Annotated in this window: 21 protein-coding genes, 6 tRNA genes and 1 other RNA gene; all 28 read left to right on the top strand. The window is 53.4% G+C overall.

Translation table 11 applies throughout. The annotated features are described in order from the left end of the window. Positions 1–68: 68 nt before the first annotated feature. Complete coding sequence (locus tag WC891_02495) at positions 69–542, top strand: DUF4446 family protein (protein ID MFA5866816.1); 474 nt, start codon at positions 69–71, stop codon at positions 540–542. A gap of 4 nt (positions 543–546) precedes the next feature. Next, positions 547–1368 (top strand): prephenate dehydratase, encoded by an 822-nt coding sequence (gene pheA, locus WC891_02490; GenBank protein MFA5866815.1) that lies wholly within the window; start codon positions 547–549, stop codon positions 1366–1368. Positions 1369–1427: 59 nt separating this feature from the next. Beyond that, entirely contained in the window at positions 1428–2711 is a 1284-nt protein-coding gene (serS, locus tag WC891_02485) for a serine--tRNA ligase (GenBank protein ID MFA5866814.1), read from the top strand. A 408-nt stretch (positions 2712–3119) separates the two neighbouring features. Further along, positions 3120–3195, top strand: a tRNA-Arg gene (locus tag WC891_02480). Positions 3196–3496: 301 nt separating this feature from the next. Then, complete coding sequence (locus WC891_02475; protein ID MFA5866813.1) at positions 3497–3856, top strand: four helix bundle protein; 360 nt, start codon at positions 3497–3499, stop codon at positions 3854–3856. A 45-nt stretch (positions 3857–3901) separates the two neighbouring features. Beyond that, positions 3902–3993 (top strand) — tRNA-Ser (locus WC891_02470). Between the two features lie 244 nt (positions 3994–4237). Next, positions 4238–4327: transfer RNA gene (locus WC891_02465), tRNA-Ser, on the top strand. Positions 4328–4441: 114 nt separating this feature from the next. Further along, positions 4442–4888 carry a tRNA adenosine(34) deaminase TadA gene (gene tadA, locus WC891_02460; GenBank protein ID MFA5866812.1) on the top strand — a complete coding sequence of 149 codons (447 nt, stop codon included), beginning with the start codon at positions 4442–4444 and terminating at the stop codon, positions 4886–4888. 111 nt (positions 4889–4999) lie between these two features. After that, positions 5000–5094 (top strand) — tRNA-Ser (locus tag WC891_02455). 117 nt (positions 5095–5211) lie between these two features. Next, on the top strand, positions 5212–5892 hold the full coding sequence (locus WC891_02450) for a sortase (GenBank protein ID MFA5866811.1): 681 nt from the start codon (positions 5212–5214) through the stop codon (positions 5890–5892). Between the two features lie 2 nt (positions 5893–5894). Further along, positions 5895–5986: transfer RNA gene (locus WC891_02445), tRNA-Ser, on the top strand. A 168-nt stretch (positions 5987–6154) separates the two neighbouring features. Next, on the top strand, positions 6155–6748 hold the full coding sequence (locus WC891_02440; GenBank protein ID MFA5866810.1) for a peptidylprolyl isomerase: 594 nt from the start codon (positions 6155–6157) through the stop codon (positions 6746–6748). A 28-nt stretch (positions 6749–6776) separates the two neighbouring features. Then, positions 6777–7001: a ferritin gene (locus tag WC891_02435; GenBank protein MFA5866809.1), complete on the top strand. Its 225-nt coding sequence runs from the start codon at positions 6777–6779 to the stop codon at positions 6999–7001. A 73-nt stretch (positions 7002–7074) separates the two neighbouring features. After that, positions 7075–7150 (top strand) — tRNA-Arg (locus WC891_02430). 207 nt (positions 7151–7357) lie between these two features. Then, positions 7358–9634 (top strand): diguanylate cyclase, encoded by a 2277-nt coding sequence (locus WC891_02425; GenBank protein ID MFA5866808.1) that lies wholly within the window; start codon positions 7358–7360, stop codon positions 9632–9634. Between the two features lie 294 nt (positions 9635–9928). Further along, complete coding sequence (locus WC891_02420) at positions 9929–10861, top strand: ice-binding family protein (protein ID MFA5866807.1); 933 nt, start codon at positions 9929–9931, stop codon at positions 10859–10861. 148 nt (positions 10862–11009) lie between these two features. Continuing rightward, complete coding sequence (locus WC891_02415) at positions 11010–11342, top strand: cupin domain-containing protein (GenBank protein ID MFA5866806.1); 333 nt, start codon at positions 11010–11012, stop codon at positions 11340–11342. A 179-nt stretch (positions 11343–11521) separates the two neighbouring features. Next, positions 11522–11789, top strand: an RNA gene (gene ffs / locus WC891_02410) — signal recognition particle sRNA large type. Positions 11790–11907: 118 nt separating this feature from the next. Continuing rightward, on the top strand, positions 11908–12540 hold the full coding sequence (locus tag WC891_02405; protein ID MFA5866805.1) for a coenzyme F420-0:L-glutamate ligase: 633 nt from the start codon (positions 11908–11910) through the stop codon (positions 12538–12540). Between the two features lie 13 nt (positions 12541–12553). Further along, positions 12554–13924: an aspartate aminotransferase family protein gene (locus WC891_02400; protein ID MFA5866804.1), complete on the top strand. Its 1371-nt coding sequence runs from the start codon at positions 12554–12556 to the stop codon at positions 13922–13924. Positions 13925–13926: 2 nt separating this feature from the next. Next, entirely contained in the window at positions 13927–14565 is a 639-nt protein-coding gene (locus tag WC891_02395) for an MtnX-like HAD-IB family phosphatase (protein MFA5866803.1), read from the top strand. A 60-nt stretch (positions 14566–14625) separates the two neighbouring features. Next, a complete protein-coding gene (dnaX, locus tag WC891_02390) occupies positions 14626–16452 on the top strand; it encodes a DNA polymerase III subunit gamma/tau (GenBank protein MFA5866802.1) in 1827 nt (608 codons plus the stop codon). Next, positions 16442–16756, top strand: coding sequence for a YbaB/EbfC family nucleoid-associated protein (locus WC891_02385; GenBank protein ID MFA5866801.1), 315 nt, complete (start codon positions 16442–16444; stop codon positions 16754–16756). The genes dnaX and WC891_02385 overlap by 11 nt, the downstream gene beginning before the upstream one ends. A gap of 4 nt (positions 16757–16760) precedes the next feature. Next, positions 16761–17360: a recombination mediator RecR gene (gene recR, locus WC891_02380; protein MFA5866800.1), complete on the top strand. Its 600-nt coding sequence runs from the start codon at positions 16761–16763 to the stop codon at positions 17358–17360. Between the two features lie 53 nt (positions 17361–17413). Beyond that, positions 17414–17986 carry a 2-oxoacid:acceptor oxidoreductase family protein gene (locus WC891_02375; GenBank protein MFA5866799.1) on the top strand — a complete coding sequence of 191 codons (573 nt, stop codon included), beginning with the start codon at positions 17414–17416 and terminating at the stop codon, positions 17984–17986. Further along, positions 17983–18276 (top strand): 4Fe-4S binding protein, encoded by a 294-nt coding sequence (locus tag WC891_02370; GenBank protein MFA5866798.1) that lies wholly within the window; start codon positions 17983–17985, stop codon positions 18274–18276. The genes WC891_02375 and WC891_02370 overlap by 4 nt, the downstream gene beginning before the upstream one ends. Positions 18277–18290: 14 nt before the next feature. Beyond that, on the top strand, positions 18291–19475 hold the full coding sequence (porA, locus tag WC891_02365) for a pyruvate ferredoxin oxidoreductase (GenBank protein ID MFA5866797.1): 1185 nt from the start codon (positions 18291–18293) through the stop codon (positions 19473–19475). A 4-nt stretch (positions 19476–19479) separates the two neighbouring features. After that, positions 19480–20400, top strand: coding sequence for a thiamine pyrophosphate-dependent enzyme (locus WC891_02360; protein MFA5866796.1), 921 nt, complete (start codon positions 19480–19482; stop codon positions 20398–20400). The last annotated feature ends 3 nt before the right edge of the window (positions 20401–20403 follow it).

Below are 20403 nucleotides of genomic sequence, written 5' to 3'. Positions count from 1 at the left end.
GCCTAACAAACAGGGGCGGGCGTATGTTAAAATGTGGTTTACCTTAAATAAGGGAGGTCAAACCTCTTTTGGGTTCGACGATTGTAATAGCGATACTGTCGTTTCTAGTTATTCTTTTAGTCGTCTGGGTGACTCTTATCTCTTACAACCTGGGTGTTTTACGTCGCAGCCAGCGCATCCTGTCGCGGGGCATGACCGACAGCAGCCTTCAGGATATCCTGGCCCAACATTTCATCCGCGTGGATGGGCTGGAAGACCGGATCGAGCACCTTGAACACGATCTTGACGCATTACATGGTCTTCAGCTTAACGCCGTCCAGCGGATAGGATTGGTGCGTTACGACGCGTTCGACGACATGGGCGGGGAGCTTAGCTTCGCGCTGGCTTTGCTGAATGAACACGGCGACGGTATCGTTATGAGCACTATAACCGGCCGCCAGGACAACCGGACCTATACAAAACAAGTAATAAAAGGCCGGGCGGCAATCCAATCCTCGACCGAGGAAGACGCTGCCATCAAACAGGCCATGAGCGGGAGGTAGAAAGATGAAGATCGGGTACTTGGGACCTCAGGGGACATTCACGGAAGAGGCGGGACTGGGCCCCTTTAGCATTAAAGAATCCGATCTCGTTTCCTTTCCGACGGTAGCCGAGGTTATTGAAGCGGTTGAAGACGGTGTGGTGTTAAAAGGCATCGTTCCTATCGAGAACTCCATCGAAGGGTCCTTCAATTTGACGTTGGACATGCTGGCATTCGAGGCGAACGTTTTGATCGAGCGTGAAGGCATTGTGCCCATAAGACACAATCTGCTTGTCAAGCCGGGAATGAAACTGAAAGACATCAAATCCGTCGTGTCTCAACCGCACGCGACCGCCCAGTGCCGGCAGTTCCTGAAAGACAACCTATCCGAGGCGGCCACCGAAGCCGCTAATAGCACAGCGGAAGCGGCTAAAAGGGTTGCCGAGGAAAACGGCGGGCGGGCGGCTATAGGCAACGCGCTGGCCGCCAAACTGTACGGCCTTGAAGTGCTGGCCGAGGATATCGAGGACGTCAAGGGCAATCAGACGCGGTTCGTTTTGATCGGTAAGGAGAAAGTCGCGCGCACCGGCCAGGACAAAACCTCGATCGTCGTTATGCCGCACGAGGACCGACCGGGTATCCTGCTTCAGATACTCCAAGAATTCGCCTTCCGCTTCATTAATCTGAGCAAGATTGAGTCGAGGCCCAGCAAGAAAGCGCTCGGCCAGTACATATTCTTCATTGATATGGAGGGACACATCGAAGATAAGGTTATTGAAGACGCCCTGAAGTGCTTGGGTTGCAAATTCCGCGATGTTAAATTTTTAGGCTCTTACCCGAAAGGGTAACAGCTCAGAGCTAAGGGCGGAGAGCCGAGGGTCAAAAAAGTAGCAGCCGGGAGGCTTGGATGTTAGATATAAAGTTTGTGCGAGAAAATCCTGAAGCCGTGAAGAAGTCCTTGGCCGCGCGTCGTGTCGAGGATCACGTGGCCGCAAAGGTCGACGAAGTCGTTGAGCTGGATAAGAACCGGCGGGCGATACTTGTCGAGGCGGAGGACCTGCGGGCTAAGAGAAACAGGGTCAACGATCAGATCAGCGAGCTTAAGAAAGCGGGCAAACCGGCCGACGACGCGATGCGGGGGATGAAGGAAGTCTCGCAAAACATAAAGGATTTTGACGAGAAGCTCCGGGAGATCGAGGCGGCCAGCCGGGAGATTCTGCTTGATATTCCGAATATTCCGGACGAATCCGTGCCGGATGGCGCCGAACCCGACGACAATGTTGAAATCCGCAGTTGGGGCGAGGAACCCGATTTTGGCTTTGAGCCTAAGCCGCACTGGGAGCTTGGGGAGAAACTGGGCATTCTTGATTTCGAGCGCGGCGCCAAACTGGCCGGAGGCCGGTTTGTGCTTCTGAAAGGCATGGGGGCCAGACTGGAGCGGGGGCTTATAGATTTTATGCTTGACCTGCACACGACCACGCATGACTACACGGAAATCTGGCCGCCGCTGATGGTTAACACGGAGACCATGACCGGCACGGGGCAGCTGCCTAAGTTCGCCGACGACCTTTATAAATGTGAGAACGATGACCTTTGGTTAATCCCGACGGCGGAAGTGCCGGTAACGAATATCCACCGCGACGACATCCTGGAAGCGGGCGAGTTGACTAAGAAATATGTCTGCTATACGCCGTGTTTCAGGCGGGAGGCCGGTTCTTATGGCAAGGACGTCAGGGGCGTGATCCGGCAGCATCAGTTCAACAAGGTAGAGCTGGTCAAGTTCGCCAAACCGGAAGAATCCTGGGAAGAACTCGAAACACTGACGGCCGACGCCGAGGCTGTTATGCAGGCGCTTGGTCTTTACTACCGGATTATCGTCCTATGCACCGGCGACTTGGGTTTTTCGGCCGCCAAGACCTACGACATAGAAGGTTGGATACCAAGTTCGGGCGGTTTCAAGGAAATCTCGTCCTGCTCGAACTTCACCGATTTCCAGGCCCGACGTATAAATATCCGCTTCAGGCGGGAGCCAAAAGCCAAGCCGGAGCTTGTTCATACGCTTAACGGCTCCGGCGTCGCCATCGGCCGGACAATGGCCGCGATCATGGAGCAATTCCAGCAAGCTGACGGTAGCGTTCTTATTCCTGAACGGCTTCAGCCTTACATGGGCGGCGCAACCGTGATAAAATGACATTCTAGTTCTTGCATAAGGAGGTGTCATGATATGAAGAGGTATATGATGCCGAGGGTAGCGCACTGCGACTCAGGCTGTTGAATATAGTCCCGAGCACGACGAGAAACTGCTCTTTAAACTGACTTTTTAGAAGGGGGCCATCTGCCGTTTGGCCCCCTTTTCTGTTATACTTTTCAAGTTGAAAATCGCGCGCCCGTAGCTCAATGCCAGCCAACGCTCTTACAGGCTGGTCCGCCTCTGGCGGAGATAGAGTACCGTTTTAAGATGGGCGCCCGATAAATAGGTTTTGATTATTGCGCGCCCGTAGCTCAATGCCAGCCAACGCTCTTACAGGCTGGTCCGCCTCTGGCGGAGATAGAGTACCGTTTTAAGATGGGCGCCCGATAAATAGGTTTTGATTATTGCGCGCCCGTAGCTCAATGGATAGAGCGCCGGACTACGAATCCGTAGGTTGGAGGTTCGACTCCTCTCGGGCGCGCCAGTTTTTATAGTGACCGACCAGAAGAACAGGTTACTATAAAAACTGTGGTTTCCCAGACGAGAACCTCCAACCTGAGAGGGATTCTTAAGGGGGAGAGGCTTCCCCTTAAGACGAGACCAAGGAAGGGGGAAGTCAAGGGGGAAACCTTGGTTGCCCCCTTGAGGAGGCTGGTCAGTTAGGTGACCAGCCGACGGTTGGATGGTTCGACTCCTCTCGGGCGCGCCACCTCCAACCTAACGGTTGGATAACAAATAACTGACAACAGACAACTAACAACCAAATACTTGTTTAGCAGGTTTAGGTGGCTTTTAGGTTTAGGGAATTCCAGGTTTATAAGGATGCGAAAGAGTTCAATAGAAGCATCATTAGTGCGACAGGTCCACTAAAGGGAACGGTCGGGCATGAGCTTCAATCGCAGATTAGAAGAGCCTCCATCTCAATCGTGCTTAATATTGCCGAAGGCTCAGACAAAGGTTCTGACAAGGACTTTAACCGTCATCTTAGACTCGCCCTAGGTTCGCTGAATGAAGTAGTTGCCGGTCTTGATATAGCTCACGATAGCGGAATGTTATCCGAATCAGTATTTAGCAAGAGCATAAAGGCTGCTGAAGAACTGGCTTTGCAGCTTGGTGGTTTCAGTAAACACCTGACAAACAAATAACCAGTTGTATGTTGTAAGTTGTTGGTTGTTTGTTCGCGTCAGCGTGGAGGGGTCGCATAGAGGCCGAGTGCACCCGCCTGCTAAGCGGGTAAGGGTGGTGACATCCTTCGAGGGTTCGAATCCCTCCCCCTCCGCCATGGATTCGACAAGCTCACCATAGGCGGAGCTTATAATTATTCAGGAGGGATGAGAAGCATGGTCCCGAGCGAAGTCGAGGGAAATCCCTCCCCCTCCGCCATCCTTTGCGGTCAGCTTGTCTTCTACAGGTTTTTGTTTCTGATCCACCATGCACGAGAATTAGCCGGTAAAGTAAGTTGCGTGTCAGTTCCTGCGCTCGCAAAAACCACTCACCCAGGATGACTGTTTGCTATCATTAGGGACGGAGAGGTGTCCGAGTGGTTTAAGGAGGCGGTCTTGAAAACCGTTGTGCGCGTGAGCGTACCGGGGGTTCGAATCCCTCCCTCTCCGCCATGGATTCGACAAGCTCACCATTGGCGGAGCTTATAATTATTCAGGAGGGATGAGAAGTTTATCCCGAGCGAAGTCGAGGGAAATCCCTCCCTCTCCGCCACTTCTAGGAGACTAATGACTGACGAGCAATATATGAGGATGGCCCTCGACTTAGCCCAAATGGCCTATGACGAGGGCGAGGTTCCGGTCGGAGCGGTCGTCGTCAAGGACGGAACGGTTGTCGGCCGGGGCTATAATAAAGTAGAGGGCTCTAAAGACCCGACGGCTCACGCGGAGATTATAGCAATCAGAGAAGCCGCTCAGAGTCTCGGCGCCTGGCGCCTCAGCGATTGCGTATTATATGTCACCAAGGAGCCCTGTCCGATGTGCGCCGGTGCGCTAATCATGTGCCGGCTTGGGCGTCTGGTTTTTGGCGCCAAAGATGAAAAACTTGGCTACGCGATAACGTTAAACGAGACAGTCCGCGATCCGCGGTTGAACCACGAGGTAGAAGTAAAAAGCGGAATTCTGGCGGACGAAGCCGCCGGCCTGCTGCAAGAATTCTTTAAAGCCCGCCGCTGATATATCTATCGAGGAAACGACCCTCCTTACTGTATAATTAAAGTTTAACGGTAATGTTGGCTGCCAGCTTTTACCGGTTGTCAGTTGTAAGTTATTAGTTCGCGCAAGCGAGGAGGGGTCGCATAGTCTGGCCGAGTGCGCACGACTGGAAATCGTGCGAACGGTGTTGAGCCGTTCCGAGGGTTCGAATCCCTCCCCCTCCGCCATGGATTCGACAAGCTCACCATTGGCGGAGCTTATAATTATTCAGGAGGGATGAGAAGCATGGTCCCGAGCGAAGTCGAGGGAAATCCCTCCCCCTCCGCCACGCAGAGAGGTTAATCGTGGGCGAGATTGACGAGAATCAAGAACAAACCGAAGAAGAGATGAAACCGGAAGAGCTGCCGTCCAGCTTTGAGAAACGTCAGGAAGCGCGCGAAAACAGACGGCTTAACATAGTTAGGGCGATTGCCGGTGTTTTGGTTGTTCTATCGCTGGCCTATGCATATTATGTGTTCTCCCAACCGCCGCTGAAGGTTGATACATCCAAGATAACGACGGCGACCGATACGGCCAAGAAGGCGGTAGCCAAGGGTCTTCAACCCGGCCGAATCTACATACCGCGGCTTGGAGTGGACGAGGCTGTTAATGTTAGCCCGTCCGGAACGGTTACTCAGGAAGAACTGCTAAAAGGGGCGACGTTTTATAATGGGGAAACGAATAAGCCCGGGACCGGCAATTGCGTTGTTTTCGGCCACTCGGCGGTTACGGCTGAACACGGGGCGCCCTTCGGCGCCATCGGCGACGGGTTGCTGAAAATCGGCGATCAGGTTTATCTGACAAATGCCGACAATGTCAAATTCAAGTACGCTGTTACCGAGATGAACGAGATAGAGGCGACAGATTTCTCGGTCGTGCAACCCTTGGGCGAAGACGCGTTGCCGCGCTTGACGATCATAACTTGTATTGCCCCCAATTACCCGAGGGATACGCGTCTTGCAGTCATCGCCGAGCTACAAAAATAAGCGGAGAGGTGCCCGAGTGGTTGAAGGGGGCGGTCTCGAAAATCGCTGTACGTCTTTCGGCGTACCGGGGGTTCGAATCCCCCCCTCTCCGCCAGCGTCGCCAGAGGCGACGCAGAGCATTAGAAATTAGAGAGCAGAACATTAGAGCGTTGACCAGCTGATGATTCTAATGCGGTCTAATCTCTAATATCTAATGTTCTATGTGTTTACTGGGAGGTTCATGAAAAAAGCTCTTATATCGATATGAATAGTCGCTTTGGCAGTGTTTTTTGTTTCTTGCACTTCAACGAATACTTCTGACAACAAAACGTCCACGACGGCCGGCGGGACGGCCGGGAAGGAGAAAACATTGGAAAAACCGACTATGCAAATCGACGTTAATAAGAAATATAGCGCTTTGATGAAGACATCGGAGGGCGACATAACGATTGAGCTTAACGCCGGCGACGCCCCGAACACTGTTAACAACTTCGTTTACTTGGCCAGGAATAAGTTCTATGACGGGACGATATTTCATCGTGCGATCAAAGGGTTCATGATTCAAGGCGGCGATCCGGAAGGCACCGGTATGGGCGGTCCAGGATATAGGTTTGACGACGAACCGTTTACCGGCGAGTACAACAAGGGCACGATCGCGATGGCCAATTCCGGCGCGAATACCAACGGCAGCCAGTTCTTCATCATGCACGCGGATTATCCGCTGCCCAAAAACTACGTCATCTTCGGTAAGGTGACGGCCGGCCTGGACATCGTGGATAAGATTGCGGAAGCGCCGACGCAGCCCGGGCCCAGTGGGGAGATGTCTCAGCCCGTCAATCCGGTTAAAGTAGACTCCGTAACGATAACCGAGAGTTAGTCGAAATCTTAATAAAGGAGTGAGCGAAATGGAAGCCAAGTCAAAAGAACTGGCCATGGCGCGACAGTCGTTAATCGAGGAGTTTCAGGCGATAGACTGGTATCAGGAGCGGATCGACTCCACGGAAGACGAAGACTTAAAACGGATTCTTTCGCATAACCGGGACGAGGAGAAAGAGCACGTCGCGATGCTCATGGACTATATCAGGGCAAACGATCCCGTCCAGGACAAAGTATTTACCGAGCACGACTAAAATGGTAGTTAGTAGTTAGTCGGTATAGCGGGTTTTCTAACTACTAACCGCCAACCACTAATCACCGTCGTTTGCGCCTGTAGCTCAGTGGATAGAGCGCTTGCCTCCGGAGCAAGAAGTCGCAGGTTCGAATCCTGCCAGGCGCACCAAATAATGAATGTCCAAGGGGTCAGGCCCCTTTGCTTAGTGCGAGGGGGCCTGACCCCATTTACAAGACCATTTTCTTGTCTGCTATGTAACACTTTGTAAGCAAGAACTTGCTTACATTTGTCAAGATTTGCCCTTGTCACGCCGATATCATTAGTGACTTTAGTGACTCCTCAGAAATTGTCGAGCCCAAAAGATAGGCGAATGTCATGGGTAAATTAACGAAACGCTTGCTAAAATGCCTGGTCTGGGTGGTTGCCGCCGTCTTTGTTGGCAGTTATGCTGCCATACTTCGCGCCCCACTTTCTCCGTCTGTCAAAGACTTCGCGCAAGACGCTTTCTATATCGCCGTTCCTTTCATGCTTGTCCTTGTGGCCTGGTTGGCGTTCGGCTTTGCCAAGAGCGACGATCGCAGATCCTGGCTTTTCGTGGCTCTTGGCGGTACGACTCTCCTCTTGGGCGAGACCGGATGGCTTTTTTATCAAAATTCGGCGGGGCTGGTGCGGTCCGGACAACCTGCAATTCCGGATACCGTTAACCTTTGCGCCTTTGTCCTGCTATTCGGCGCGTTGTTGGCGATGTCGCGCTTGTCCCGCCTGTTTATAGCCTCCAAGCTTCGCTTTACGATAGACGCGATGGTTTTCTTCCTTTTCGGCGCGCTCGCGATGTGGGTCGCGGCGGTTCGCCCGGCGCTGATAGCCTCGCCCGGGGCCTTTACGTTATACAACCACGTTAACGAGATTTTGCCGATAGTCGCGGTTGGGTCCGTGATTACCCTTCTAGCCAATCTCATCAGCTACCGGACCGAGAGCTGGTCTTCTTGGGAAAGGCTGGTCGCGCTCGGACTGGTCCTCTTCAGCGGGGCCATCTTTGGGTTCAACTACCTCGTTAACGCCGGATTGTTTGGCACGGCTTTTTGGCCGACGGTCGCCGTCGAACTTGGCTGGATGACTGGCGTGCTGATGTTCACTCTGGCGGCTTTACACTACCTGATTGACAGGCCGGCCACCACGATGTTCGCCAGCGAGACGCATGTCTTAATGGAAAGACCGAAGGGCCGCGAGATTTTGACTTACATCGTCCTCATCGGCTGCTTGCCGTTTCTTATCTTCATGGTGCAGACCAACAACCAAGTCGCGTTCGATATCCAGGTGTTCATTATTGGCGCTATCGCCTGGGCTGGCCTGCTGCTATCGCGGGTAGTTCTAATAATGACGGAGAACAGCAAGTTGTTCTCAACGTCTATCATCGATCCGGTAACCGGCGCGTATAACCTGAGATTCTTCCAGGAACGTTTGGAGGTTGAACTGGAGAGAGCTAAGCGCTCGTCGGAGAGTCTAAGCCTGGCGGTTATCGACATCGATAATTTCCGGGAATTCAATAACACCTACGGACACGCGCTGGGAGATAAGATTTTAGTTTCCGTGGTGGCCGGCATGCGTCTGAACTCGCGAAAGGGCGACACGGTTTATCGGGTTGGCGGCGACGAGTTCACGATCATAATGCCGAATACCGGCGTGCTGGAAGGTCACCGTCTGTGCACCAGGATAAAGGACCAGATAGTGGGTTCGATCGGTGACGCGCGGTTAAGTCCGAAACTCTCTTGCGGTATCTCCAGCTATCCTTATCACGCGAGGGAAAGCAAATTACTCTATAAGTACGCTGATGATGCCATGTACTGGGCTAAGTTCCACGGCAAAGACCAGGTAACGATATTTGATTTTGAGAAAGTCAGGTCATTCGACGGCGAGGAGCGGCTTCGCAAAGCGGAGGAATTCGCCCGCCGCAACACCGCCCAGACGTTGGCTGAAGCTATGGATGCCCGCGACGAGGCCACCAAAGGACACGCGAAAAACGTGGCCGCCCTGGCGGAGGTTTTTGCCTCCCGCTTGAACCTTAGCAAACACAAGATCGACATGATAAAGGTAGCCGCGCTGGTTCATGACATCGGCAAGATAAGCATGCCTGAGCTCGCGACCAAGAACCCCGATGATATGACCGAGGATGAAGCGACCAAGCTGCGGGAGCACACGACCTTATGTGAGGAGATTCTGTTTACGACTGACTTATCGGCGATTCTTCCGTGGGTTGTGGCGCATCATGAGAGATGGGATGGAGGCGGCTATCCGGCCGGTTTAGAGGGGAACCAGATACCTTATGAAGCGCGGATCTTAGCCTTATGCGACGCCTACGAGAACCTGACCCGGTCAAAGAGGGACGGGGCTTCGATGTCGCACACGGAAATCATGTCCGAACTTATCCGCGACCGCGGCCGCCGTTTTGACCCGATGTTGACCGACTCTTTTGTCAATCTGCTTGAACTATTGAATAGTATGCGCATGACCGAGGCGCCGCGTAGAAAGACCGCCCCGGTGGATATGCCCGCCGGCAGGATCGGCGAAGAAGAAACCGCGCGGCCTGGACAAGCGTCCCCGATCGAAGAATACGCCGATCTCTACGCCCTCGTCCGCCAGAAACTACGCTAGTAACGACGAATATGCCGCTCGCGGCCTACCATCGTTTTTGCTTTGGGGTCAGGCCCTTTCTTCTTATGTGATAGGGCCTGACCCCGTGTTTCAAGTCGCTTCGGCGACCAAACTATGCTCCCCGCTCGAATGACGAAATGCCTGCATATTCGCATTAATTACTCCGTTTGCCAAGTATGCCAATCTCGTGGGGTTGACATTAAAGTATTCTATTGGCAGACTATAGGCGATGTATAAAACGCTAATTAATTATGAAGGAGATGAATAGATCTCAATCATAAAGGAGATGAGCGGATGAAAAAATCTAGAAGGATTTCTGTAGTAGTTGCGTTAGCTACTGCGATTGTGCTTGTTCTGGTTGGGCCAAGCACTGCGCTCGCGGTAACGGCGACGGTGAATCTTCGCACAGCGGATAGTTTCGCAATTTTGGCCGGAACTCCAAACATTACCGACACACCTACATCTTCTATTTTTGGAAATGTCGGGTTGAGTCCAGCTACCGGTGCGGGCATTGGATTGCTCTCCACACAAGTGAACGGAACCATATATGCGGTAGACGCCTTTGGGCCTGTAGGTTCAGTGAATAACCCCGGCTTACTGACCATAGCTAAAAACGATTTGGTAACTGCATATAACGACGCTGCTGGGCGGACACCGGTTACGATTGTGGGCACCGAGCTTGGTGGTCAAACGTTAACTGATGGTGTTTACGGCTCTAACAGCACAACGTTCGGGATAACCGCAGGAGCAGGTCCCCTGGTTCTCGACGGACAAGGCAATCCTAATTCCGTATTTATCTTCGAAGCGCCTTTTGACGGAACCGGACTTACCGTGGGACCGGGCAGTATTGTGTCTCTGATTAATCAGGCGCAAGCCTGCAAAGTATTTTGGCGAGTAAACACAGCCGCTATAAACACAACCGCAGTGTTCAAGGGCACTATCCTCGCCCTTACTTCAATTACGGTAGCGAATGGTGCAAACATAGAAGGAAGACTCCTGGCTCGCAACGGCAATGTCACGTTAATTAACGACAGGATTACCAGGTCAGATTGTATTCTTTCACCATCCCCAACACCCATCACTGAGGGCTTACCATACACCGGCATTGGTCCTGGCGGTATAAGTAATCCCTGGAATGTTGCCTTACTTGCTATCGGCATGCTGGCCGGCATCCTTATAGCTTCAATTGCGTTCATAGCGGCTAGGAGAAAAAAAGAAATAGGTTAACCCGATCAAATAAGGTATTTACTAACAAGAGCCAGGCGATTCGTCGCCTGGCTCTTTTGTTTCTTTCCTCGGAAGCTTAACCCCGAGCAGCTCCCCGGGTTGTGATACCCTTTTTACATAGACAAATACTGGTAGAGGAGTGGAGAAAATGGATAAACCATCGGATCTTGTCGGGAAGGCGCTCAAGCTGGCGTCACTTGTAGACTATCAAGACGGCGCTGTTGTCAGTCGCGAGATTATCAAGAAGGACACCGGTACGGTAACAATGTTCGCGTTTGACGAAGGCCAGGGCTTGAGCGAACACACCGCTCCGTTCGACGCGTTAGTCTACGTCGCCGACGGGCGCGCGGAGATCCGGATCGCGGATAGTACTTCTGTGGCACAAAATGGCGATATGATTATCCTCCCCGCCGAAATGCCGCATGCCTTAAAAGCGCTTACCAAGTTTAAGATGCTGCTAGTCATGATAAGAAAAACCTAACAAGCCCTGTGGAAAACCACTCCAGCGCTATGGAGTACTGGAGTTACATAGATGAACACTACTCTTCGGTTTAATCTCGAACTAAAAATTATTTGCCTGTGGAAAACCACTCCAGCGCTTTGGAGTGCTGGAGTGGTAGCTAAGAGGCATTATTCTTCGTGATATAATAGTTGGCGTGGTCGTGCTAGGCGGGGAACCAGCGGTGCCCTGTACTCGCAATCCGCTATAGCGGGGCTGAACTCCCATCTTGAGGCTTTCGGTCAAGCGGCAGCCTGGCCGGGAGGGGGCGTTGATCCCCAGGTCCTACGCAATGGAAGCTTGTGAACCCCGCCAGGTCCGGAAGGAAGCAACGGTAAACAATGTCTTCCATGTGCGGTAGAAAAACCTGGAGGGAGTCTCGTTCCGGTCTGAAGCGCGCGGCGCCCGAGTCGAGGGAAGGGTGCGCGGCCACAATCTGGCTAAGAGCAAAGCTATGGGACAGCGGATAGCATAGAGCAGAGATACGTGCCTTAGTACTTGCTCCGAGCTCTAAGCCCTTAGCGCTTTGCTACTCAAGGAGTTATTATTGTCCGAACTTATACCGATTGAGACCCGGCTGTACACGGAGAAAGACGACTTGCCTGAGTTCGTCGCCGGGTATGTAAAGAATGTCGCCAGACCTGGCGATATAGTTGCGGTTGCGCAGAAGCTTGCCTCCATCTCACAGCAAAGAATCGTCTATGCGCCGGAGATGAAGGTCAGTTTTTTGGCCCGCATAATTTGCAGGTTCGTCAATCCGGCCTCCAGCCAGCACAGCCCGGAGGGCATGCAGGCGGCCTTCAACGAAGCCGGCTATTTTCGAGTAACTGTTGCCGCGATAGTCGGCGGCATCACCCGGCTTTTCGGCCGCAAAGGCGATTTCTACAGGATAGCCGGCGAGAAAGTAACGATCATAGACGATGCCGGCGACGGCACCGGCACCATTCCGCCCTACAACAAATACGTCATCCTGGCGCCGGAAGAACCTGACACGCTGGCCGAATCGATAAAGACCAAAACAGGCGTTGACACGGCCATAATGGACTGCAGTTACGTCGCCTCGACGACGCTGGGCGCGTCGGACGGCGTCGATAAGAATAGGGTTGCTGATTTGCTAAAAAGCAACCCTTTTGGTAACTTTGATGAGATGACGCCCATCGTCGTCATCAAGAATCCATAAGGAGTGGGACATTTTGAACGATAAGGACCTTTTGGCCCTCGAAAAGCAATATTGCTCGTACGGAGACACTGTCCACTACAGCGACCCACCAAAAATCTTCCGGCGCTGTGAAGGCCAGTATCTCTATGACAGCGACAATACGCCCTATTTTGACCTGCAAATGTGGTATTCAGCCTCTAGCTTCGGATATAAGAACGAGAGGCTGGACTCGGCGATGAAGAAACAGCTCGACACACTGCCGCAATGCGCCTGTCAATATCTGCACGAGGAGAAAATTTTGCTGGCCGCGAAGATCGGCCAATTGGCTGAGGCCAAGTTCGGAGAAAAGGGCCGCGTCCACTTCAACGTCGGCGGCGCTCAAGCAGTTGACGACGCTATCAAACTTATCCGCAACCATGTGGGCAAAAACCTGGTTTTCGCCTATATGGGCGGTTACCACGGGCGGACATTAGGCGCCAGCGCCATTACATCGAGTTACCGGTACCGCCGCCGTTATGGTCATTTCGGAGACCGCGCCCTGTTTATTCCTTATCCGTACTGCTACCGCTGCTATTACGGCAAACAAAAGAAAGACTGCGGATTTTACTGTATCAAGCAGTTTGAAAAGATGTTCGAGTCAGAGTACTACAGTGTTTGGGACGCCAAAGCCAAGGAGAGCGAGTTCTTCGCCATCTTTGTCGAGGCGGTCCAGGGCACCGGCGGCTACGTGATTCCGCCTGAAGGATATTTCCCTGAACTGAAACGGGTTTGCGATAAATATAACATCTTGATAGTCGACGACGAGATTCAGATGGCCTGGTTCAGGACCGGAAAGATGTTCGCCTTAGAGAATTTCGGTATTACACCAGACGTTATGGTTTTCGGCAAGGCCCTGACCAACGGATTGAATCCGTTATCCGGCATATGGGCCAAAGAGGCGTTGATTTCTCCCGAGAAATTCCCACCAGGCTCGACTCATTCCACGTTCAGCTCAAACAGCCTTGGCACGGCTGTGGCGCTGGAAAACCTGAAGTTGATGGAGGAAGATCCGGACCTGGGCGCCAAGATCGACAAGAAAGGCGAGTATTTCTTAGGACTTTTGCGGGAACTTAAGAAAAAATACCCGAACATCGGGGACGTGGACGGTATCGGACTGACGCTTCGCGTCGAGATTACGACGGACGACGGTTTTACACCAGACCGCGAACTGTGCGACGCGATTTTTGAAGAAGGCCTGCACGCCAACCTCGATTACAAAGGCAAGAAATACGGTTTGATCCTGGACGTCGGCGGCTACTATAAGAACGTTTTCACGCTGGCGCCCATCTTCGACATCACCGAAAGCGAAATGGAGATGGCCACTAACCTTTTTGAACAGTGTCTGGTCAGGGCACTTAAGAAATAAACGTGAACCATACAGTAATCCTTTGTGATTTCGATGGAACGATATCCAAGCAAGACGTTACCGATACCCTGCTTGAGAAATTCGCCTCACCCGAATGGGAAGAAATCGAGACGGCGTGGCGTGAAGGTCTGATCAACTCACACGAATGCATGTCCGAACAGTATGCTTTGGTACGGGCGTCGCAAACCGAGTTGGACGCCTTCTTGAAAACAATCAAGATTGACCCCCATTTTAAGGATTTCCTGGACTATTGCCGGACCGAGAAACACCCGTTGACCGTGATTAGCGACGGTTTCGACTATTACATCGACAGGATTTTTGACAACCATGGCATCAAAGACATCGAGATTTTCAGCAACCATCTGGAGTTCAAGGGTGGCTCGATTGTGACCGAGTTTCCGCATACCAACGAGGAGTGCAACACGTGCGGTAATTGCAAGACCACCATATTCCACACGTTCAAGACGCCGGAAAACAAGATCGTATATATAGGCGACGGGTGGTCGGACAGGTGCATTGCGCACGAGAGCGATGTCATCTTTGCCAAGCACAAACTAATAACCTATTGCCACGAAAGAGGCCTGGACTATACCCCTTATACGACATTCGCGGACATCCTCAAAGAGATGCGAACTTGGTGATTAACTAAACAAACGCGTGCTATACTAACTCTTATCCCTTTCAAGTGATGGAGTGTACTTTTGGGCTACGTAACGCTGTATAGAAAATGGCGCCCGCAAACCTTTGAGGACGTTGTCGGCCAGGAACACATCATCCGGACCCTTACGAACGCGCTGAAAGACAATCGCGTCGCCCACGCCTATCTTTTTTCCGGCCCTCGGGGTACCGGCAAAACGTCTATCGCCAAAATCCTGGCCAAGGCGTTGAACTGCGCCAAAGGTCCGACGGTGAAACCATGCAACACATGCGCTGTGTGCGTCGCCATAACCGCCGGCTCAGGACTCGATGTTGTGGAGATAGACGCGGCCTCCAACCGCGGGATTGACGAGATCCGCGATCTCCGGGAAAAGGTGAAGTTCACGCCGGCGGGCGGCGGCACAAAGGTTTATATCATCGATGAGGTTCACATGCTGACGCCGGAGGCCTTTAACGCGCTCTTGAAGATGTTGGAAGAGCCTCCCTCGCACGTGGTTTTCATATTAGCCACGACCGAACCGCACAAAGTGCTGCCGACGATTCTGTCGCGCTGCCAGAGGTTTGACTTCCGCCGTTTAAAGACCGACGAACTGGCCGGCCGACTGCGCGGCATCGCCGGCGCCGAAAACATCGATATCGACGACGTCAGCATCGCCCTGATCGCCAAGCAAGCCAAAGGCGGGATGCGAGACGCCATTTCCACCCTAGACCAGCTGTCATCGTATACCGGCAGCGTCATTCGGGTGGCCGACGTTACGGCCATGTTGGGGATAGTCGACGCCAACTTGCTTTTCCGGATGGCTGACTTAATCCAAACCCGGGACACCGCCGGTACTCTTCGCTTCATCAATGAAATCGTGGAAGCCGGTTGGGACCTACGGCAATTCGCCAAGGACATAACCGAGCATTTCCGCAACCTGTTCGTAATAAGGAACACTAAAGATCACGCCGAGGTTGTCAACGCGACAGCCGAGGAGCTGAAAAGGCTCGAGAGCCAAGCCGGTGGTTTTGCACCGGCGGACTTAACCCGCGTCATCGAGGCTCTGAGCGTATTGAACAACGAAATGCGTTACGCGGCCGACCCGCGGCTTGCTCTGGAACTCGCGCTGGTGAAGTTAACAGGCAGCCATGAGCCGCGAGCCGCGAGCCGCGAGGAAGAACCAATTAGCAAAGAGCATAGGGCAGAGAGCAAAGAGCAGAAAGCAAAGGGCGTAGAGAAGCTTTCCGAAAAGAGTCATCCTGCAGCACCCCGCAAATCAGCTGCGGGAACCGACACGCCGCCTTCTTTGCCGGCTGATCTCGTGCGTGGTGGATCAAAATCCGAGACCAAACCAAAAAGTCCAGTCCCCGCAGGTCACGAGCTCGACACGGTTAAGCGGGCCTGGAAGGCGGTCTTAGAGCAGGTTAAGAAGCAGAAGATGTCAACATACTCATTGATCATCGAATGCCTCCCGACCGCGATCGAAGGCAAGACGGTCGTTCTGGAATTCAACGAACGGGCTGAGTTTCACATGAAAGGCATTGAGAAAGACCCGACTCGAAAGTTCGTCGAAGGCGTGTTGCGAGACGTTACCGGAAAACCATACACGATCAAATGCGTGATGGGAACAACAAGCCGTGAGCCGGGAGCCTTGAGCCGCGAGGAAAAACAAAAAGCAACGCCGGAGCCCACGGAGGATCCACTCACGCCTCGTGGCTCACGCCTCGTGGCTGACAATTCCGAGGACATTCCGCCGCCGCCCGATTCACCCGACGCCCCGCCCCCGCAGGAGGAAGCGTCCGGCGTAAACGAGAAAGAAAGCATTTCCAGGCTGGAAGGACTATTCGACGCTACAGTCGTTAGCAAAAAAGAGAGGAAAGATGAAGGTTAATTACAACCAGATGATGAAGCAAGCGCAAAAAATGCAGCAAGATATGGCCAAAGCCCAGGAGAACTTGAAGAATGAGACCGTCGAGGCGACCTCAGGCGGAGGAATGGTAAAGGTCACCGCCAACGGTCAGGGCGATATTCTGGCAATCGAGATCAAACCCGAAGCCGTTGATCCGGACGACGTGGAAATGCTGCAGGACATGGTGCTGGTCGCCGTCAACGAGGCGGGGGAGCAAGCCCGCGAGCTGCAGGCCGCACTGATGCAGAAGATGACCGGCGGCATGAACATACCAGGATTGATGTAGCCGGATGTACGCTACTCCAATAAGCGACCTTATCGATCAACTGAACAAACTGCCCGGTATCGGTCCGAAGTCGGCTCAAAGGCTGGCCTTCTATCTTCTGAAAGTCAGCCGGGACGACGCCGAGGGGCTGGCTGAGGCAATCGTCCACCTGAAAGACAAGGTAAAATTTTGTCCGGTGTGTTTCAACATGACCGACGAGCCTTTGTGCGAATACTGCCGGGATAGCCGCCGGGACGATAGCTTAATCTGTGTCGTCGAGGAACCGAGGGATATCGTGGCGATGGAACGGACCGGTGAATTTCACGGCCGGTATCACGTTCTGGGAGCGGCGATTTCTCCGATTGACGGTATCGGGCCGGAGGACCTGAGAATAAAAGAGCTGCTCAAAAGGCTTGAGGACGGCAAAGTCAAAGAGATTATCATCGCTACCAATCCTAATATCGAAGGAGAAGCGACAGCGATGTACCTGACCAAACTCATCCGACCGCTGGACATAACTGTTACCCGTCTGGCCAGCGGGTTGCCTGTCGGCGGCGATTTGGAATATGCTGATGAAGTTACGCTCGGTTCGGCTCTCCGCGGCCGGCGCGAGATGCCGGAATAAATAAGAAATCAAAAATAATAAATAAGAAACTCGATAGGAAAAAAGGAGCAGATATGTCGGAATTATGTGAGATTCGCTGGCACGGCCGGGGCGGCCAAGGCGTCGTCACCGCCGCCCAGCTGTTGGCCCAATCGGCGCTGGTCGAGGGTAAGCATTTCCAGTCGTTTCCGGAATTTGGGCCGGAACGGATGGGAGCGCCGATCCGCGCCTTCAGCCGGGTTAGCGCGGACCAAATCAATTTGTACTGCAACGTCGACAACCCGAATATGGTCGTCGTGTTGGACCCGACTCTTATCGGGCAGGTTAATTTGACCGAGGGACTGGCCGAGGGAGGCGCCGTAATCGTCAACACGTTGGAAGACCCTGCCGCCGTCAAGAAAAAATTAGGAGTAAAAAACGGCAAGGTGTTCACGGTTGACGCTTCGAAGATCGCTAAGGAAGAGATCGGCCGGGCGATTCCCAACACCCCGATGCTGGGAGCGCTTATCAAGGCCAGCGGCGTGCTCAACCTGGATACAGTTTCCAAGCACCTGCGCGATTCTTTCGGCGGCAAGTTCTCGCCGGAAGTCGTTGAGGGCAACGTAAAGGCGCTGACCAGAGCGTATGAAGAGGTGAGGGCGGCATGAGCAAGAAGTGGGATTATAAGAATATAAACGCCAAGAACATCCCGCGCGGAGCGGTTATCCCGGCGGGAGGCACGGCCGAAGATTACGAGACGGGCGGCTGGCGCACAAAACACCCGGAGTGCGATTTCGATAAGTGCATACATTGTCTTTTCTGCTATATGTATTGCCCGGATTCCGCGGTTATCGTTAAAGACGGCAAGCTGGTCGGTTTCGACCTTAAGCACTGTAAAGGTTGCGGCATTTGCGCGGTCGAGTGCCCCAAGGACGCGATCGACATGGAAAACGGATAGGAGGGGAGCGGATTATGCCGGAAATTAAAGCAATCACCGGTGACGTCGCTGTCGCCGAAGCAATGAAAGCAGTCGAGCCGGACGTGGTCGGGGTTTATCCGATCACCCCACAGACGATCATCGTCGAAGCCTATGCCGAGTATGTCGCGCGAGGCGAGGTGGCGACGGAATTCGTGCCCGCCGAAAGCGAGCATTCAGCGATGAGTATATGCGTCGGCGCGGCCGCGGCCGGAGCCAGGACAATGACTTGCACGAGTTCGCAGGGATTAGCGCTGATGTGGGAAGTCCTCCCAATCGCGTCAGGACTGCGTTTGCCGATCGTCATGTTCGACGTCAACCGGTCCATCAGCGCCCCCATCAATATCCATTGCGATCACTCCGACACGATGGGAGCGCGGGACACGGGTTGGGTACAGATCTTCGCGGAAAACGCCCAGGAAGCTTACGACAACTTCATCCAGGCGGTCAGGATCGCCGAACACCAGGATGTTCAGTTGCCGGTTATGTGCATGATGGACGGATTCGTCATCTCCCACGCGATTCAGCGCGTCGAGGTGCTGGAAGCCGATAAGGTTAAGAAGTTTGTCGGCACCTGGAAGGCGGAACACCCCTTGCTTGATATCGACAATCCCGTTACGGTCGGCGCGTTTGACGGCTTGGGCGGCTGGTTCTTTGAGTACAAGAAGGCGCAGATGGACGCCCTGGCGAATGCCAAGCAAGTAACCCTGGACGTAGCCAAAGATTATGCCAAATTGTCTGGCCGGGAATACGGACTGTTTGAGGCATACAAGATGGACGACGCGGAGTTCGCCATTATGGTTATCGGCTCGACGGCCGGGACCACCAAGACGGTTGTCGACAGTTTGCGAAACGAAGGCGTCAAGGCCGGCTTGCTGAAGATCAGGCTCTATCGGCCTTTCCCGGCGGAGGAAATCGCCGCCGCCATCAAGAACTGTAAAGCGGTCGCCGTTTTGGACCGTTCACCCGGATACGTCGACCTTGGCGGACCGGTTTTTGAGGACGTCCAATCGGCGTTGTACCAGGCGGGCGTATTGCTGCCCTTGGTCAATTACATATACGGCCTCGGCGGGCGCGACATCCTGGTCGGCCATCTACGGTCCGTTTACGAAGACTTAGCGAACATCGCCAAGACGGGCAAGACCGGTCAATTGGTCCGCCACCTAGGCATAAAGGAGTAAGGGCATGGTCGCCACAATAAAAGAACTTTCGCAGAAACAAGACATCCTCTCCCCGGGCCATCGCCTATGCGCCGGTTGCGGGGCGTCGATCGTCGTGAGGATGATTCTTAAGTCCTCCAAGAAACCGGTCATAGTGGCGTCGGCCACCGGCTGCCTGGAGGTTTCGACCACCATTTATCCGTTTACCGCCTGGAGGAGTCCCTTTATCCATAACGCGTTTGAAAACGCGTCGGCGACAATCTCGGGAGTAGAGGCCGCTTATCAGGCTTGGCTAAAGCAGGGCAAAATGAAGGAAGAGGTCAACTTCGTCTGCTTCGGCGGCGACGGTGGCACCTACGACATCGGGTTCCAGTCGTTGAGCGGCGCTTTCGAAAGGGGCCATAATTTCGTTTACGTCTGCTATGACAACGAGGCCTACATGAACACGGGTATTCAGAGAAGCGGAGCGACACCGATGGGCGCTTGGACTACGACTTCCGAAGTCGGCAAGGCGCAAGCGGGCAAACGCGTGCACCGAAAGAATCTGACCGAGATTATGGCCGCCCATGGTGGATACGTTGCCCAGGCGAGTCCCAGCCACTGGCGAGATCTTGTCGGTAAAGCCGAGAAGGCTTTTGAGTATAACGGCCCGGCGTTTATTAACGTATTGGCGCCATGCCCGCGGGGCTGGCGGTTCCCGTCAGACCAGACCATCGAGTTCGCCCGGCAGGCCGTCGAGACGAAGTACTGGCCGTTATATGAGGTCATGGAAGGCGAACATAAGATAACGTACCAGCCCAAGAAAGAGATACCGGTGGCGGAATGGCTGTCGCCGCAGGGACGATTCAAGCACCTGCTGAAAGACGAGAACAAAAACGTCGTAGAAGAATTGCAGGCGCAAGTCGATAGGGACTGGGCAAAACTGGAAAAGCTCTCGGGCGTGTAACAG

Source organism: Actinomycetota bacterium (assembly GCA_041658625.1).
In the GTDB taxonomy this organism is placed as follows: Bacteria; Actinomycetota; JAHEXW01; order JAHEXW01; family JAHEXW01; genus JBAZZW01.
The sequence above is the reverse complement of the archived record's forward strand: the minus strand, read 5'-3'. Positions and strand labels throughout refer to the sequence as shown.